The following is a 16,963-nucleotide window of genomic DNA, read 5'->3' as shown; positions in this document are numbered from 1 at the left end:
CGGCTCGGCGGCGAAGCCGCCGAGCCGAAACCTACAAAAAATGAGCTCAAACAAATGCTGCGATCGGGGCTAGAATTTCAGACTTTCATTGAAATATTAGAAAGTATCACAAAGTTTGTCATCCTGTTAAGGATCTAAATTCGAATCTTTTAATTTTAATATAATGAAAATCCTCCTTTTAGATAAAAACCATCCTTTAATTACCGAGCAGCTTTTAGCAAAAAACTTTATTTTGGAAGAGGATTTTACGTCTTCTTATAATGAGGTTTGTGCTAAAATCGAAAAGTATGACGGAATAATCATCCGAAGCAGAATCCCTTTGGATAAAAACTTTTTAGAACAAGCTAAAAATCTAAAATTTATAGCCAGAGTAGGAGCCGGAATGGAAAATATTGATATTCCTGTGGCTGAAAAATTGGGAATTCAGCTGATTAATTCACCGGAAGGAAACAGAGATTCTGTGGCGGAACACGTTGTCGGAATGTTACTGATTTTAATGAACCGATTATTCATCGCGTCTCAGGAAGTAAAAAACGGCATCTGGCTTCGTGAAGAAAACCGTGGTGATGAATTGTTGGGGAAAACTGTTGGGTTAATCGGGTACGGAAACATGGGAAAAGCAACAGCAAAAAGACTTTCGGGTTTTGGCTGTAAAGTGATTTTCTATGATATTTTGCCTGATCTTTCGGATGAATTTGCAACGCAGGTTTCTTTGAAAGAATTCAAAGAAAAGGCTGAGGTTCTAAGTTTACACATTCCGATGACGGAAAAGACCCGTTATCTGGTAGATTCAAGATTTATTTCTGAGATGAAAAATGATTTCTATTTTGTAAATACTGCAAGAGGAAAGAATGTTGAAACGAAAAGTTTGGTTGAAGCCTTAAAATCAGGAAAAGTAAAAGGTGCTTGTCTTGATGTGTTGGAGTACGAAAAATCGTCTTTTGAAAATTTAGAAATAGAAAACGAAGATTTGAAGTATCTTTTAGCATCCGAAAAAGCAATTGTTACTCCACATATTGCAGGTTGGACGGTTCAAAGTAAAGAAAAACTGGCGCAGGTAATTGTTGATAAGATTGTGGCACAGTTCACGTAATTAAAGCAATCTATATTTTGTTTTTTATCGTTTTCTTTATTTTATGTTAAATAATTCATAATATACATTCAATACTAAATATTTATTTTGAGTTTTATTAAATTGCCGCTCATTTTGAAATTCATGAGGATGCGTAATTTTGTACTTGCTTTATCTGCTTTTTTTGTCATTTTTTCCTGCAAAAATAAATCGGAAACCAAAGAAAATATCACTGAAAATAAGACTTCACTTCCTAATTACGGAAATGTAGATTTGGATAAGGTTTTTACAAAACAAGATGATGTGCTTTCGGATAAAGCTTCCGTGGTTCGCTATATCGATCAGTATTACAAAAAAGTATGGGAAGGAAGCGACTTGAGCGGCGGAATTCTGGTGGCAAAAGGCGATGATGTGTTGTATGAAAATTACAGAGGTTTCGGAAGAGAAGGAAACCAAATGCCGATTGATAAAAATACGCCTTTACATGTGGCTTCAGTTTCAAAAACAATGACGGCAATGGCAATGATGAAATTGATCGAAGCCGGAAAAATAAAACTAACAGATCATCTAACACAGTTTTTCCCTGGATTTCCTTATCCTAATGTAACGGTTCAGAGTTTGTTGTCACAAAGAAGCGGTCTTCCGAAATACGAGCATTTTATTACGAATATTAAACCCGCTCCGGCAGAACTTTCAAAGCAGTTTATCACGAATGAGGATGTTTTAAACATGATCATAAAATATAAGCCTGAATTAGCAAGAGAAACCAACACCGGATTTATGTATTGTAATACCAATTTTGCGTTATTGGCTTTGTTGGTCGAAAAAGTAACCAAAATGCCTTTTCCTCAGGCAATGAAAGAGATGGTTTTCGAACCGTTGAAAATGAATCATTCTTATATTTTCCAGGAAAAAGATATTCCGACGGCTTCTCAGTCTTTCTATTATGGAAGAGGAAAATTATATCCTTTGGATAGACTTGATTTAATCTACGGTGATAAAAATGTATATACAACGCCGAGAGATTTGTTTAATTTTTCTAAAGCCATGTTCTCGAAAGATTTCTTAAAACCTGAATTGATGCAAATGGTTTTTGAACCTTACAGCAACGAAAAAGCGGGAATGAACAATTATGGTTTAGGTTTCAGAATGAAAATTTTTGATAATGGTGAAAAACTGACTTACCACAATGGTTGGTGGCACGGGACAAATTCTGTTTTTGCTCACCTGTTAAAGTCTAAAGTTACGATTGTAGCCATCGGAAATAAATATTCTAACAGGGTCTATACAGCACTTGCTTTATCGGGATTGTTTGAAGATTTTCCGGTTCAGAAAGATAAGCTTCACAGCGTAATGAACGATAATAAAGATACTTTGAGCAACCAACATGAAGTTTATGGAGAATAATGTTTATTTTTGCTTAAACATATTCATGAAGAGATTTCTTTTATTTATCATATTGGCTTTTCTTGTGCAGTCTTGTGCAAGAGTGGGTTCGCCTGTTGGTGGGCCTAAAGATTCTATCGCTCCGAAATTTTTAAGTTCAAATATCGACACCACCAGAATTAATGTTTCACGAAATATTCGTGAGCTTCGTCTGGATTTTGACGAATATGTGACACTTAAAGACATCAATAAAAACTTAATTATTTCACCTCCGATTCAGAAAATCAAACGTATTTTACCTTCAGGAATTGCAAACAAATATGTTCTGATTCAGTGGGAAGATACATTGCAGGCAAATACAACGTATAACTTCAATTTCGGAAATTCAATTTCAGATAATAATGAAGCGAATGTGTTGCCTTATTTCAACTTTGCATTTTCTACGGGAGATAAGTTGGATGATTTGTACATCAGCGGTGAAGTTAAGGATGCTTTAAACACAAAAAAACAGACCGGCACAACTGAAAATAAACTGGTGGTAGGGTTGTATCAGGTAAAAGATACTATCAATTATAAGCAAAAACCATATTACATCACTAAAGTGGATACGGATGGTTATTATGAATTGAATTATCTTTCGCCGGGAAAGTATAAAATTATTGCTTTTGAAGATGAAAACAGCAATTCTGTTTACGATCCAGGAAAAGAAAAGGTAGGCTTCCAGAAAGATCCTATTGAGATTACAGATAAGTCGATTTCAGGATTAAAATTAAAAGTTTATCCCTCAAAAAAACCATTAAAGTATGGCGAAATGAAAGAAGTTCCAGGCGGAATTCTCATGACTTTTGAAGGTCATCCGAATGATGTTAAAGTTCTTTCTTTAAATGATAAAATTCAGGATTATAAAGTAACACATACGCCAAAATCAGATTCTATAAAGATTTGGTTTGATGCAGTTAAAGATAAAGTAGGGCAGGAGACTACGGAAAATTTGAAATTTAGCTATGATGTTGATAAAAAGCAGGATACAGTTTCTGTTTTCTATAAATACAATGCTAAAAACAAGATGACGTTGTCTAACAACGATGGAAATCTTCTTCCTCCTAAAACAAATTTTAAAATTACTTCAAACTATATTATCAATAAAATTGAACCTGAAAAATGGACGTTGAAAAGTGACAGTTTAACGACTCACACTTTCACGGCTAAAATTTCAGAAACAAACCCTTATCAGGTTTTAATTCAATCAGATTTTGAGGTTGGAAAAAAATATCAGTTAACGGTTCCAAGTAAAATAGTTTCTTCGTTTTATGACAGGACCGCAGATCCTTATCGTTTCGATTTTGAAGCCGATAAAGTGGAAAACTATGGAAGCTTAACATTCAAACTTCAAAACAGACCTGATGCAAGCTATTGGATTCAGTTATTAGATTCTTCGGAAAAAGTACTGTATCAAAAGTATGTAAATGCAGATGAAGTTAAATTTGATATTCTGAAACCTGCGGAATATGTCGTAAGAATTTTAGTTGATAACAACGGAAATAAATACTGGGACGAAGCTGATTTCGAACATGATATTTTCGCGGAAGACTCTTTTGTGTATTATAAAACAGCCATTGTAAAGCAGCTTTGGGACTCTGTAGAAACCTGGGATTTGAAAGATACGCGAACTTTGGATAATCCTAAAGGAACAGTAGCTCCAACTCCGGCTCCTCCAACTCCTGCGGATGCAAAAAGTGATGAAGAACCACAAAGTAAACCGGTTTTAAAAGATTCTAACACGACACCGCTTAAATCGAATACAGCAGTGGTAACGCCTGTAAAATAATATAACTAATCTGAAATGAAGACGGCAAAGAAGATTGTATTTTGGACGTTGGTTGCATTTGCGTTGATTCAGTTTGTTCCTATTGACAGAACGAATCAACCGATCGATCATAAAGTAAATTTTGTTGAAATTAAAAATACGCCGCCCAAAATTGCCGGATTATTGAAATCTGCCTGTTACGATTGCCATTCCAACGAAACGGTTTACCCTAAATATGCCTATATCGCGCCTATTTCATGGTCTGTGAAAAGTCATGTGAATGATGGAAGAGCACGTTTGAATTTCTCAATTTGGGGCACTTATAATAAAGAATTAAAGGAAAACATGCTGGATAATGCCATGGAGGCACTTCATCATAAAACAATGCCGATGCCTGGCTATATTGTCTATCATAAAGAAGCTAACTTAACGGAAGCAGAAAGAACATTGCTTAGCAAGTATTTTGAGCAAATGCTGACTTCCAAGACGTATTAAATTATTAAGATTTAAATAAAAAACTCTCGCAGATTTTACAGAAAAACAAAGATTATAATATCTTGTTGATCCGCAAAATCTGCGAGAGTTATATTTTTAGTAGATTTAAATATTCTTCAAATACGTTCCAAAAAACGTTTTCTGAGAATCAAAAGCAATGTCTTCAAGATCCAGATCTTTTAACGGAATCCAGATCGCTTCGGAAATTTCCGAAAGCTCAAGATTCACCTCAAACTTCTCTGAAACATTGTATTCATAAAACAAATCAATCGTATTGTAATCGATTTCTTTGTATTGATAAATATTTGGAAGGCTCGTTAAATACTTTAAATTTGAAATATCGATATCCAGTTGTAATTCTTCAAAAAGCTCACGTTTACACGTTTCTTCAGCGCTTTCTTTCGGGTCTACAAAACCTCCGGCTAGATCTAGTTTTCCCTTTTTAGGATCGCGATTTCTTCTAGTAAGATAAATTTCGTCACCACATCTTATGACAACCGCTACAGCACCTGCCACGTTGTTATAAAGGCTGAAATTACAATTCGGGCAGCTCCATTTTTTTTCGCCGTCCCAGTGTAAGGTTTCTTCGCCGCAACTTGGGCAATATTTCAATATTTTCATTAAGCAATATTAATGTTTCTCGGGTGATAACTCAATATCACATCGCGAAGTTCTTCTGTCTTAAGATGCGTATAGATTTCCGTTGTGGTAATGCTCGAATGACCAAGCATTTCCTGAATATAACGAAGATCTGCCCCGTTTTGCAGAAGATGTGTAGCAAAAGAATGTCTGAATGTGTGGGGGGATATTTTTTTGCTTACTCCCGCTTTGTCAGTCAATTCTTTTATAATTAAGAATACGATTACTCGCGACATAGATGTACCTCTGCTGTTCAGGAATAAAGTATCTTCATACTTTTTGTTGATCTTGTTTCTGGTACGTACTTCATCGATATAAGTTCTCAGCAATTCCGCGGTATAATCTGCCAAAGGAACGAATCTGGTTTTATTACCTTTTCCGTTTACTTTGATGTAATTTTCGTTGAAATTAATGTTTGAAATTTTTAAATCAATAAGTTCCGAAACACGAAGTCCACAACCGTAAAGTACTTCAACGATGCATTGGTTTCTTTTACCCAAATCTGAATCTACTTCGATTGCGCCGATAATTTTGTTGATATCTGGCAAACTAAGTGTATCCGGAAGGTATAATCCCAATTTAGGACCTTCAAGCAAAGCCGCCGGATTGTCTTCACGATACTCATCTTCAAGTAAAAACTTAAAGAAAGCTTTTATGGAAGAGATCCACCTCGCTTGTGATCTTTCGCTGAATTTCTGTTTAGAAAGGTTGAAGATGTACTCCTGCAGATTTTCGTAATCAATAGAGTCCGGACCTATATTTTCAAGGTCTTCAACAGCGTATTCTTTTAATTTTTTGATGTCTCGTACGTAGGCGTCGAGTGTGTTTTCTGAAAAATTTCTTTCGAATCGTAGAAAAATTTCAAAATCCTTAATCTTTTCATCCCAAGTCATGTTGTGTTATTTTTTTAGTTCACAGTCTGATATTTGTTCTATTTCAATGTTATGGTTTCTCAGGAACGATATTCCGTCATCGTCTGAATATTCATTAATATACACCAGTCTGGTAATTCCCGCCTGAAGAATCAGTTTACTGCATTCTTTGCACGGAGATAACGTTAAATACAACGTAGCACCTTTTGCAGATTGTGTGGAAGCTGCCAATTTCAATATTGCATTGGCTTCTGCATGAAGTACATACCAGTGTGTTTTGCCTTCTTCATTTTCGCAACAGTTTTCGAATCCCGAAGGAGTCCCGTTGTAACCATCTGAAATAATCATCCTATCTTTTACGATAAGAGCTCCTACCTGTTTTCTTTTACAGTAGGATAGTTGTGCCCATTCCTGAGCCATTTTTAGATAAGCTTTGTCAAACTTATTCATACCGCGGCATTGTTTTGTTTCGAAATAATTTGTATTAAGGGTGGAAGTTTTTAGAAGTTTGGCTTTCTTTTTTCAATGAAAGCGGTTACTCCTTCTTTTTTATCGTCTAGTTCAAAAACTTCTCCGAAAGCTTTAATCTCAGCGTCGAAGCCTTTTTCCGTATCCGATAAATTTACGGCATGTATTGCTTTCGCAATCGCCATAGGTGAATTTCTAGCAATTAAAGATGCTAATTCTTTTGTTTTGGTTAAAAGTTCTTCAATAGAGTATACTTCATTCACCAAACCGATTTCCTTTGCTTTTTGCGCAGTAATCATTTTAGCCGAGAAGATCATTTCGTTGGCAATACCTTTTCCTACAAGCTTCGGCAGTCTTTGAGTTCCTCCGTACCCAGGGATTAACCCCAACGTAACTTCCGGTAATCCCAACTTGGCATTTTCCGATGCATATCTGATGTGGCATGCCATAGCAAGCTCTAAACCGCCTCCCAATGCGAAACCGTTTACGGCTGCAATGACAGGCTTATTCATATTTTCAATTTTATTAAAAAGTGAATTGTGACCGTTTCTGGCAAGTTCTTCAGCCTCTTTCTGTCCCAAATCTGTAAATTCTTTAATATCAGCACCTGCAACGAAAGATTTTTCGCCACTTCCTGTAATAATAACTGCTCGGCAAGTTGTGTCATTATTCAGTTCGTCAATGGCAGTGCTCAGTTCCTTGATAGTCTGTGTATTAAGTGCATTCAGGCTTTCAGGTCTGTTTATTGTAATAATAGATATTTTATCTTCTTTATTTAATAATATATTTTCGTAACTCATTTTCCACTTTAAAATATTATCTTCCGCAAATTATAAATTTTTTACAAAAAAAAAGGAAAAATATTATTTTTTTTTCCTTTTTTTTTGTAAAAAAAAGGAAAAATATTATTTTTTTTTCCTTTATATCATAAATATTATCAAATATAATTATTTTGAATGATTCATCATATTGGCATCAATATTCACATTCAGTTGAGAAGCTACTTTCATGCCAAGCTCAATATTAGCCCTGAAAAAGTGGCATAATTGACGATTTATGATCTCACCTTTCTTCGGTCCATCGATTCCTTTCATACTTCCGATGATATTCTTGATCAAATTTTCTCTCTCTTCCGCATTCATTGCCTTTGAATATAACAATCCCGGCTGAGTGTAATGATCATCATCATTTTCATTGCGATTATAACTTGCAACGTGGGCACTATCTAACTCATATTCAAAGTTTTTGTACGAAGAATCTGCTTTAATATCATCAAAACTGTTTGGATGATAATTCGGCTTATCCTGATATTGGCTTGAATCTGCCATAAAACCGTCTCTTTGATAATTATTAACTTCAAACGGGCATCTGTTAACTTCCAAATGATGCGCATTTACACCCACTCTGTATCGGTGAGCATCGGGATAAGAAAATAATCTTCCCTGAAGCATTTTATCTGGTGAAAAGCTGATTCCGTTGATCAAATTGCTTGGTGAAAAAGTAGATTGCTCTACGTGTGCAAAATAATTTACCGGAACTTCATTCAGTTCCATTTCTCCTACTTCAATCAAGGGGAAATCATCATGGAACCAAACTTTCGTGATATCAAAAGGATTCCATCTGAAATCTCTTGCCTGCTCTTCCGTCATTACTTGTATGTACATGGTCCATTTCGGGAAATCACCATTTTCAATCGCATTACACAGATCTTCCTGGGCAAAATCCGGATTTTCTCCAGCCATTTTTACCGCATCATCATTGTTGAAATTTTTTACGCCTTGTTTTGTTTTAAAGTGAAATTTCACCCAAACTCTTTCATTTTGAGCATTAATCATCGAAAAAGTATGAGAGCCAAACCCGTGCATATGTCTGTAGCCATGAGGAGTTCCTCTGTCGGACATTAAAATTAAGACTTGATGAAGCGATTCAGGATTTAAGCTCCAAAAATCCCACATCATTGTTGCACTTTTCAGATTCGTTTTAGGAACTCTTTTTTGAGTGTGAATAAAATCCGGAAACTTTTTAGCATCTTTAATGAAGAAAACAGGTGTATTGTTTCCTACAAGATCCCAATTTCCGTCTTCTGTATAAAATTTTAAAGCAAAACCTCTTGGATCTCTTGCGGTATCTGCACTTCCTTTTTCACCTCCAACAGTGGAAAAACGAGCAAACATTTTACAAGAATTACCTACCTGAGAAAATAATTTTGCCTTTGTATATTTTGAAATATCGTGTGTAACCGTGAATTTTCCATACGCGCCACTTCCTTTTGCATGAACGATTCTTTCCGGAATTCTTTCTCTTACGAAATGCGCCAGATTTTCCTGAAGAATGAAATCCTGAAGTAGAAGCGGACCTCTAGGACCAACCGTCTGTGAGTCCTGATGTTCGTAGTAAGGAGCACCGCTACTTAACGTTAATTTTTTAGAATCCATAAACTTATGATTTGTATGATTGATTTCTTATTTAGATTGTAATATGTAAAGGTAGTAAATATCAAATTTACTTGAATTTTTAATTGTCAATTACAAAAACATCATATCTTTGTAATAGATAATATTAATCAGATGAACATTCAGCAATTGGAATACCTTATCGCTGTAGATAAGTACAAACATTTTGGTAAAGCTGCCCAAGCATGCTTCATTACACAACCTACGCTTAGTGCAATGATACAGAAATTTGAGGACGAACTGGATGTAAAAGTTTTCGACAGAACGACGCACCCGATTCGTACCACAGATGTGGGGCTTCAGATCATTGATCAGGCAAAGGTAATCATAGAATCTGTCAATGAATTAAAGAACAAAGCGAATCTTTTAAATAATATTCTGGGAGGAACCATTAATCTGGGAATCATTCCTACTGTTTCTTCATTTATTTTACCGACAGAAATATTTGGATTTTTGGAGCAAAATCCTAAAATTCAGATGAATGTAAAGGAAATGACGACGGACAGTATCATTAAAGCTTTAAAAGCGGGGGAACTTGATGCAGGAATTATTTCAACGCCTTACGATACAGCGGATGAATTCTATCAGGATTTCTTGTTTAATGAAGAGTTGATGATCTATAGTTCAAATACTGAAGCTAACAAAAAGAACTCTTACGTTGTTCCTGAGGAATTAAACGTTGAAAAAGTTTGGTTGCTTGAAGAAGGAAACTGCCTAAGAAATCAGTTTGAAAATATCTGTCATTTAAAGGAGAATACGTTGAAACCTAAGAATTTGGATTTCTTGGCTTCTAATATTCAGACTTTGGTTCACATGGTGGATAAAGTAGGAGGAATAAGTATTTTACCGGAATTGGCATTAAGTCAACTTTCTGAAGTACAGAAGGAAAATGTTTTCAGATTCAAGAAGCCCTTCCCGTACAGAGAGATCAGTATTATTTACTATAAACCAACATTTAAGCAAAAAATTATTGACGAATTATCACATTCTATCAAGTCTTCATTAGAGAAAAAGCTCAATTATAATGAAAGTCCGAAAGAATTTGTAAGCATAAAACCACAATAGTTTTTATTGTGAAATTGCAGATAAATCATTAATTTCAAGAAATTTATAATTAGTAAACAAAATTTTTGAGTATTAAAAAAATAGTACTTAAATTTGCAGACGTTTACGAACGAGGAAAAATTTGACCTGATTGCAACCTCTATAAAAAAATGCTAAAACAGTATTCTCTTTTTAGCTTTTTGGCAATTTATTCTTATTTTTCTTCGTCCAATTTTTTAATCTAAAAAAACAAAGAATAATATGTCTTATTTATTTACGTCTGAATCTGTTTCAGAAGGACATCCGGATAAAATTGCAGACCAAATTTCCGATGCATTAATCGATCACTTTTTGGCTTATGACAAAACTTCAAAAGTAGCTTGTGAAACTCTTGTAACGACAGGACAGGTGGTTTTGGCTGGTGAAGTAAAGTCTGATGCTTATCTTGATGTGCAGACGATCGCAAGAGATGTTATCAACGGAATTGGCTACACGAAGGGAGAATACATGTTCAACGGTGATTCTTGTGGAGTTATTTCAGCCATTCACGAGCAGTCTCCGGACATTAACCAAGGGGTTGACAGAGCAGTAACAGACGAATCTTTTGAGGCTAAAGCAAACGCTCAGGGTGCTGGTGACCAAGGGATGATGTTTGGTTATGCAACCAACGAAACGGCTAACTACATGCCTTTGGCTTTAGATTTGGCACATACTATTCTTAAAGAGCTTTCTGCGATCAGAAGAGAAGATTCTGAAATTAAATACCTTCGTCCAGATGCAAAATCTCAGGTGACTATTGAGTATTCTGACGATCACAAGCCTGTAAGAATCGATTCTATAGTAGTTTCTACTCAGCATGATGATTTCGGAGCTGAAGAAGAAATGCTTAACAAAATCAGAGAAGACATTAAAAATATTTTGATCCCAAGAGTGGTTGCTTTGCAAACTGAAGAGATCAAGGCTTTATTTAATGATCAGATTAAATATCATATCAACCCAACTGGGAAGTTCGTAATCGGTGGTCCTCACGGAGATACAGGCCTTACAGGGAGAAAGATCATCGTAGATACTTACGGTGGAAAAGGAGCTCACGGTGGTGGTGCTTTTTCTGGAAAAGATCCTTCAAAAGTAGACAGAAGTGCTGCTTATGCAACAAGACACATCGCTAAAAACTTAGTAGCTGCAGGAGTTGCTGACGAAGTTTTGGTGCAGGTTTCTTATGCTATAGGTGTTGCTGAACCTTGTGGTTTATACATCAATACATACGGAACTTCTAAAGTTGGTTTAAATGATGGTGAAATTGCTAAAAAAGTGTCTACAATTTTCGATTTGAGACCTTATGCAATCGAGCAAAACTTAAAATTAAGAAATCCTATTTATCAGGATACAGCTTCTTACGGACACATGGGAAGAGAACATTATGTAGCTGATAAAACTTTCAATAAAGGACATAAAAACGAGCTTACATTAACTGGCTTAGAGTTCTTTACTTGGGAAAAACTAGACAAAGTAGACGAAATTAAAACCGCTTTCGGAATTTAATTTTTAAACTTACAGAATAAATAACTGCTTTATCTTTCCGATAAGGCAGTTTTTTTTAATTTTACATTCAAATAAATAGAAGATGATGAACTTTAGATTCGCAATGACAATCCTTTCGGTATTTTTTCTGAGCACATTTGCCAAAGCGCAATACACCATGCATAAAATGATTACGGTAGGATATACCTATCAAAACCAAAGCTTTGGAGAAGTAGGAGGAAAGTTGCTTTTCTTGAAAAATGATGATGTGATTTACCGCTTGGGCGGAACGGCGATGATGGGATCTGCAAATTCCAAATTTGCTATTATGCCTAAACTTTCAGCAGATGTTTTGTTAAATTTTCAGAAAGATGTAGACTTTTACCATTCGTATTATTTCCTTGCGGGAGCGGAGGGAACCAACAAATATGTAGCTCCTAAAATTGGCGTTTCTCTGTTTGGAATGTTAGATTTAACAGCAGGATATGCTTTTCCGATAGGTGATGCAAGATTAAACGGTAAAGAAATGAAGGGGGTAAATGTTAATTTTACATTAAATATCCCTACAGTGTTTATACATGACATGTTTAAGTGATTTTTTTTAAATTTTTCTTGTAAAATTTTAATAATAGGTTAACAGTTATTAAAAAATTATTATATTTACACATTATTAAAGTGTACCAGCCTATAGATTTTACTTTACTCTAAAGAATTGTTTTGTATTTACAATTTGAGCCAGATATAATATCTGGAAGATGATTTGTCTACAAATATATTATTGAGAAGAAAGTTATGAAATCAAAATCGGATAGTTTACTAATTTCCCTTTACCAAAAAGGAGACGAAGCGGCATTATCATCGCTTATACATCGTCATCAGAGAGAACTGTTTACATTCATTTTTTACAAAATTAATGATGAAGACTTAGCAAATGATGTTTTTCAGGATACTTTCATGAAAATCATCGTAATGCTAAAAGAAGGGCGCTATAACGAAGAAGGAAAGTTCATTCTTTGGGCAAAAAGAATTGCTCACAACCTTATCATAGACCATTTCAGACTAAAAGCAAAGAATATTAAAGTGTCGGAAACTACTTTCGAAACTGATGAATATTCCATTTTCGACCTTATACGAGAGCCTTCTGAAAATATTGAAGATCAGTTGGTGACCAATCAGATTCAGGAAGATCTTTTGAGAATGCTTCAGTTTCTTCCTCAAAATCAGCAGGAAGTGATTAAATTAAGATTTTTTGACGGGTTAAGTTTCAAAGAAATTGCAGATCATACCGACATGAGTATCAATACTACATTGGGTCGTGTGCGTTATGCATTGATTAACCTGAGAAAAATCATGGAAGAAAATAATATTGTACTTACCAGATAGATAATAAATTGCAAAAAGTTTCGTTTTAAGGAAAAACATCTTTCGCCTATGAAAAAAAATGACTCCTTAAAAGTGAAAACTTTGAAACCGAAAAAACAAACAATTGATTTTTTGCTAAGCTATTCAAAAAGTCTGGACGTATTAAAAATCAAGGATAAAAATTATCCTGTCTCCAAAAATTAAAATGATTAATTTTGTGCTGTATGAAAATTCAGCACATTTTTTTTGATCTTGATAATACACTTTGGGATCATCGCAGAAATGCCTATTTAACGATAAAAGACCTTTTCGAAAAAGAAGAAATTGGCTTAAAATACAATATAAATTTCGACGAGTTTCATTCTGTTTATCATGAAATCAATGAAAAACTATGGGAAGATATCCGCGACGGAATTATTGATAAAGAATATTTGAGAAAGCACCGTTTTTATGATACTTTCAAGCATTTTAACGTAGATGATCTGGAATTATCGATGTATTTTGAAGAGCATTTCCTAGATAAAATTCTTAATCATAATGAATTGGTAGAAGGCGCAGAATATATTTTAGAATATCTTAAAGCTAAAAACTATACTTTGCATATTATTTCCAACGGATTCAAAGAAGTGACGGAAAGAAAATGTATTTTATCCGGAATTGATAAATATTTTCAAACTATTACCAGCGCAGATACAGTCGGTATAAGAAAACCTCGTCCGGAAATTTTTGAATATTCTTTAAGCCTTTCTGATGCCACGAAAGAAAACAGTATTTTAATTGGTGATGACTGGATTGCAGATTTTGTCGGTTCTCAAAACTTCGGATTAGACGTTATTTTCTTTGATGTTTTAAATGAAAATCCGCAACAGGAAGGTTTGAAATCTATTAAGTATTTGTTGCAGATTAAAGATTTCTTGTAAATTCTTTTTTAACGCAAAGATTTATTTTCTTTTGAGAATATTTTTAGTGAGCAAAGTAGTAATCAACAAAGTTGATTTGATGAAGCTTTGCGGATAATGTTTACGCTTCATCAGCGATTTATTGCCATTCTTTGCTCCTTAAAATTTAAAATAATGCAAATAAAAACTTTACGTTAAAATCTAAAAATTCCTATCCTTTAAAATTCAATTCCTAATTCTTTCCCAATTTGATATAGACCTTTGTTCCATAATAATTAACAAACAGTAAAAATTATGGAAACAAGATCGAAAATTACCATTATATTGGCCGTGGTCCTTATTTTAATCACCGGATGCGTTTACGGACAAGACAGAGCGATCAGCCCAAATCAGTTACCTAAAACCGCAAAAACTTTTCTTTTTACGAATTTCAAAGGAATCAAAGTTGGTTCTGCCATTGAGGACAGAGAAATCTATGGAGTTGATGAATACAAAGTTTACTTAGCTAATGGAACAAAAATTGAATTTGACAGCCGTGGAAACTGGAAAGAAGTAGACGGGAAACATCAGAAATTACCATATGGTTTTATTCCCACAAAGATTAGAAACTATGTTGCTAAAAGCTTTCCCAACACTTATATCATTAAGATGGAGAAAGAAAGATGGTCTTATCAGGCTGAACTTTCTAACGGAATTGAGTTGGAATTCGATAGAGAAGGAAATTTTACCAAAATTGATGATTAACCATAGCCTCCCGGAAAAGGAGGTTTTAATTTTATATCTTTGATAGAACTTCATATTTAAAAAGCATGAAAATTTTAATTATAGAAGATGAACCTGAGCTGAAAAATATCGTTCAGAATTTTCTTGAAGCGGAACAATTTATTGTAGAATATGCCGAAGATTACAGTTCTGGACTCGAAAAAATTATTTCTTACGAATATGACTGTATTCTTTTAGACATCATGCTTCCCGATGGAAACGGAATCGATTTACTGAAAGAAATTAAAGCTCTGCATAAAAAAGATCCCGTGATAATTCTCTCTGCCAAAGATTCTGTGGATGATAAAGTGGCAGGATTGGAAATTGGCGCGGATGATTATTTAGCAAAACCTTTTCATTTGGCTGAATTATTGGCAAGAGTAAAATCAGTCATCAGGAGAAAAAAGCAGGACGGCGAGAATATTATTTCGTATAAAAATATCAATATTTATCCTGAAAGCAGAAAAGTTTTGATTAACGGAGAAGAACTGATTCTAAATCGAAAAGAATATGATTTGTTGTATTATTTTATGATCCAACCTCAAAAAACGTTACAGAAAACGACTTTGGCAGAAGCTATTTGGGGAGATTATATCGATCAGGCGGATAGTCTGGATTTTATTTATTCTCAAATTAAAAATCTTCGTAAAAAATTAAAAAATGTAGAATCTGAAGCCGATTTTCAGGCCGTTTACGGAATTGGTTACAAATTAATCTGATGAAAAGTTCGTTAAAATATTACACGATAAAATATCTTATTGTTGTCCTGTTGCTAATTATTGCGGTTTGGGCAGCATTATTTTATGCTTTTATTTTAGATGAAGTCTATGATAATGTGGATGATGGATTGAAAAATAGAAAGATCCAATTAATCAAAGCGGCCTATCAGGATGAAAAGTTGTTGGAAAATACGGATTTTGCTTTTAATGAATTTAAAATAGTTCCCGTTTCAGAAGCGGATTACAACAATCGAAACAAATTCTACAACAGAACGTATTATATGGAATACGATGATGATGATGAACCGTATAGAGTGTTGGAGACAGGTTTTAAAGATCAATTTGGAGGTTATCGGAAATTGACGATCAGAACATCAACGGTAGAGGAGGATGAACTGATTTATGACCTGAGTATTGCTTTGGTCGTACTGTATTTCTTTTTGGTAGTTAGCATTCTTTTTATTAATGGATTTTTGCTGAATAAGGCGATGCGACCGTTTTATAAGATTTTAGACAAACTGAAAAAATATCAGTTTGGAGTGACTTCTCCCCCGATTGCAGAAACGTATAAAATTTCCGAGTTTGAAGAATTAAATGTAGAAATTGATGAAATGATTGAGCGAAATGAACTGGCTTTTCATCAACAGAAACAATTTATAGAAAATGCTTCCCATGAGTTGCAGACACCTTTAGCGATTGTTATTAATAAAATTGATTTATTGATTCAGAATGAAGACTTGGAAGAGAAAAGCCTGAATTCTTTTGTTGAAGTAAAGAACGATTTGCGAAGGATGGTTGCGATTAATAAATCTTTGCTGATGCTTTCTAAGATTGATAATAGCCAGTTTAATAAAGTTCAGATCGTTAATTTCAGTGAAATGATCAATGATTTACTGAAGGAATATGAAGACTTTATTGAGTTTAAGCATATTGATGTGAATGTTTTGGAAAAGGAGAACTTCGTAAGTGATTTTAATCCTGATCTGGCGAATATTTTATTGTCTAATTTGCTTAAAAATGCAATTAAATACAATAATGAAAAGGGAAATATCAACATCATTATCGATAAAGATCAGATTATTTTCCAAAATAGCGGTTCTAAAAAGTCATTGGATAAAGCGAAAGTTTTCAACCGTTTTTATAAGCAGAGTTCGGATCATACTTCGACAGGACTTGGACTTTCAATTATTATGTCCATCATCAAACAATATCCGAATTGGGATATTTCCTATGAATTTGAGGAGGGAATGCATTATTTTATCATTACTAAAAATAACAAAAGCCTTTCTAATTGAGGGGATTAGGTTGTTTTAAAGAGTTTCGGCGGCACCTTCGGTGCTAGTCTTGGTCGGAAGATTTTTTCTTTCGACTTTTTCTTTTCTGCATGGATTTATTTTTATATTTATAGGTGATATTCCATCATTATGTCAGTTTTTAAAGACCATAAAATTTCCCTCAAAAATA

The 16,963-nt window shown here is 34.3% G+C and carries 17 protein-coding genes; 12 read left to right on the top strand and 5 right to left on the bottom strand.

The features are described 5' to 3' along the window. Nucleotides 1–163 precede the first annotated feature (163 nt). The 4 genes from ABEG63_RS19835 (at nt 164) to ABEG63_RS19820 (ending at nt 4,760) form a co-directional block, all read left to right on the top strand. Nucleotides 164–1,093: a 2-hydroxyacid dehydrogenase gene (locus tag ABEG63_RS19835; protein ID WP_346587086.1), complete on the top strand. Its 930-nt coding sequence runs from the start codon at nt 164–166 to the stop codon at nt 1,091–1,093. 123 nt (nt 1,094–1,216) lie between these two features. Beyond that, a complete protein-coding gene (locus tag ABEG63_RS19830) occupies nt 1,217–2,479 on the top strand; it encodes a serine hydrolase domain-containing protein (protein WP_346587116.1) in 1,263 nt (420 codons plus the stop codon). A gap of 25 nt (nt 2,480–2,504) precedes the next feature. Beyond that, complete coding sequence (locus ABEG63_RS19825) at nt 2,505–4,286, top strand: Ig-like domain-containing protein (protein ID WP_346587085.1); 1,782 nt, start codon at nt 2,505–2,507, stop codon at nt 4,284–4,286. Nucleotides 4,287–4,301: 15 nt separating this feature from the next. Further along, a complete protein-coding gene (locus tag ABEG63_RS19820) occupies nt 4,302–4,760 on the top strand; it encodes a heme-binding domain-containing protein (protein ID WP_267404560.1) in 459 nt (152 codons plus the stop codon). A 105-nt stretch (nt 4,761–4,865) separates the two neighbouring features. Here the strand turns inward: ABEG63_RS19820 and ABEG63_RS19815 are convergent, their stop codons facing one another. The 5 genes from ABEG63_RS19815 to ABEG63_RS19795 form a co-directional block, all read right to left on the bottom strand. Beyond that, nucleotides 4,866–5,381: an NUDIX domain-containing protein gene (locus ABEG63_RS19815; protein ID WP_346587083.1), complete on the bottom strand. Its 516-nt coding sequence runs from the start codon at nt 5,379–5,381 to the stop codon at nt 4,866–4,868. After that, nucleotides 5,381–6,292: a site-specific tyrosine recombinase XerD gene (gene xerD, locus ABEG63_RS19810; RefSeq protein WP_267404556.1), complete on the bottom strand. Its 912-nt coding sequence runs from the start codon at nt 6,290–6,292 to the stop codon at nt 5,381–5,383. The genes ABEG63_RS19815 and xerD overlap by 1 nt, the downstream gene beginning before the upstream one ends. 6 nt (nt 6,293–6,298) lie before the next feature. Continuing rightward, nucleotides 6,299–6,721, bottom strand: a complete 423-nt coding sequence (locus ABEG63_RS19805; protein ID WP_267404554.1) for a dCMP deaminase family protein — start codon at nt 6,719–6,721, stop codon at nt 6,299–6,301. A 50-nt stretch (nt 6,722–6,771) separates the two neighbouring features. Further along, nucleotides 6,772–7,539 carry an enoyl-CoA hydratase-related protein gene (locus ABEG63_RS19800; protein WP_346587081.1) on the bottom strand — a complete coding sequence of 256 codons (768 nt, stop codon included), beginning with the start codon at nt 7,537–7,539 and terminating at the stop codon, nt 6,772–6,774. A gap of 147 nt (nt 7,540–7,686) precedes the next feature. Next, nucleotides 7,687–9,174: a catalase gene (locus tag ABEG63_RS19795; protein ID WP_346587079.1), complete on the bottom strand. Its 1,488-nt coding sequence runs from the start codon at nt 9,172–9,174 to the stop codon at nt 7,687–7,689. Nucleotides 9,175–9,306: 132 nt separating this feature from the next. Between ABEG63_RS19795 and ABEG63_RS19790 the strand changes: the two genes are divergently transcribed. The 8 genes from ABEG63_RS19790 (at nt 9,307) to ABEG63_RS19755 (ending at nt 16,794) form a co-directional block, all read left to right on the top strand. After that, the gene (locus ABEG63_RS19790) at nt 9,307–10,257 is read left to right on the top strand and encodes a LysR substrate-binding domain-containing protein (RefSeq protein ID WP_267404549.1); all 951 of its coding nucleotides are present in this window, start codon (nt 9,307–9,309) and stop codon (nt 10,255–10,257) included. A gap of 240 nt (nt 10,258–10,497) precedes the next feature. Further along, on the top strand, nt 10,498–11,778 hold the full coding sequence (metK, locus tag ABEG63_RS19785; protein ID WP_346587077.1) for a methionine adenosyltransferase: 1,281 nt from the start codon (nt 10,498–10,500) through the stop codon (nt 11,776–11,778). 82 nt (nt 11,779–11,860) lie between these two features. Further along, nucleotides 11,861–12,352, top strand: a complete 492-nt coding sequence (locus ABEG63_RS19780; protein ID WP_346587075.1) for a hypothetical protein — start codon at nt 11,861–11,863, stop codon at nt 12,350–12,352. A 197-nt stretch (nt 12,353–12,549) separates the two neighbouring features. Then, nucleotides 12,550–13,140, top strand: a complete 591-nt coding sequence (locus ABEG63_RS19775; RefSeq protein ID WP_267404543.1) for a sigma-70 family RNA polymerase sigma factor — start codon at nt 12,550–12,552, stop codon at nt 13,138–13,140. A 203-nt stretch (nt 13,141–13,343) separates the two neighbouring features. Continuing rightward, nucleotides 13,344–14,039, top strand: a complete 696-nt coding sequence (locus ABEG63_RS19770) for a YjjG family noncanonical pyrimidine nucleotidase (protein ID WP_346587074.1) — start codon at nt 13,344–13,346, stop codon at nt 14,037–14,039. Nucleotides 14,040–14,312: 273 nt separating this feature from the next. After that, on the top strand, nt 14,313–14,762 hold the full coding sequence (locus tag ABEG63_RS19765; protein ID WP_346587072.1) for a PepSY-like domain-containing protein: 450 nt from the start codon (nt 14,313–14,315) through the stop codon (nt 14,760–14,762). 65 nt (nt 14,763–14,827) lie between these two features. After that, nucleotides 14,828–15,499: a response regulator transcription factor gene (locus ABEG63_RS19760; protein WP_346587071.1), complete on the top strand. Its 672-nt coding sequence runs from the start codon at nt 14,828–14,830 to the stop codon at nt 15,497–15,499. Then, nucleotides 15,499–16,794, top strand: coding sequence for a HAMP domain-containing sensor histidine kinase (locus ABEG63_RS19755; protein WP_267404535.1), 1,296 nt, complete (start codon nt 15,499–15,501; stop codon nt 16,792–16,794). Before ABEG63_RS19760 ends, ABEG63_RS19755 begins: the two co-directional genes overlap by 1 nt. Nucleotides 16,795–16,963: the final 169 nt, after the last annotated feature.

This window comes from Chryseobacterium sp. C39-AII1, from assembly GCF_039672645.1.
Taxonomy (GTDB): domain Bacteria; phylum Bacteroidota; class Bacteroidia; order Flavobacteriales; family Weeksellaceae; genus Chryseobacterium.
Note: the sequence above shows the minus strand (reverse complement) of the source record. Positions and strands in the feature narration are given on the sequence as shown.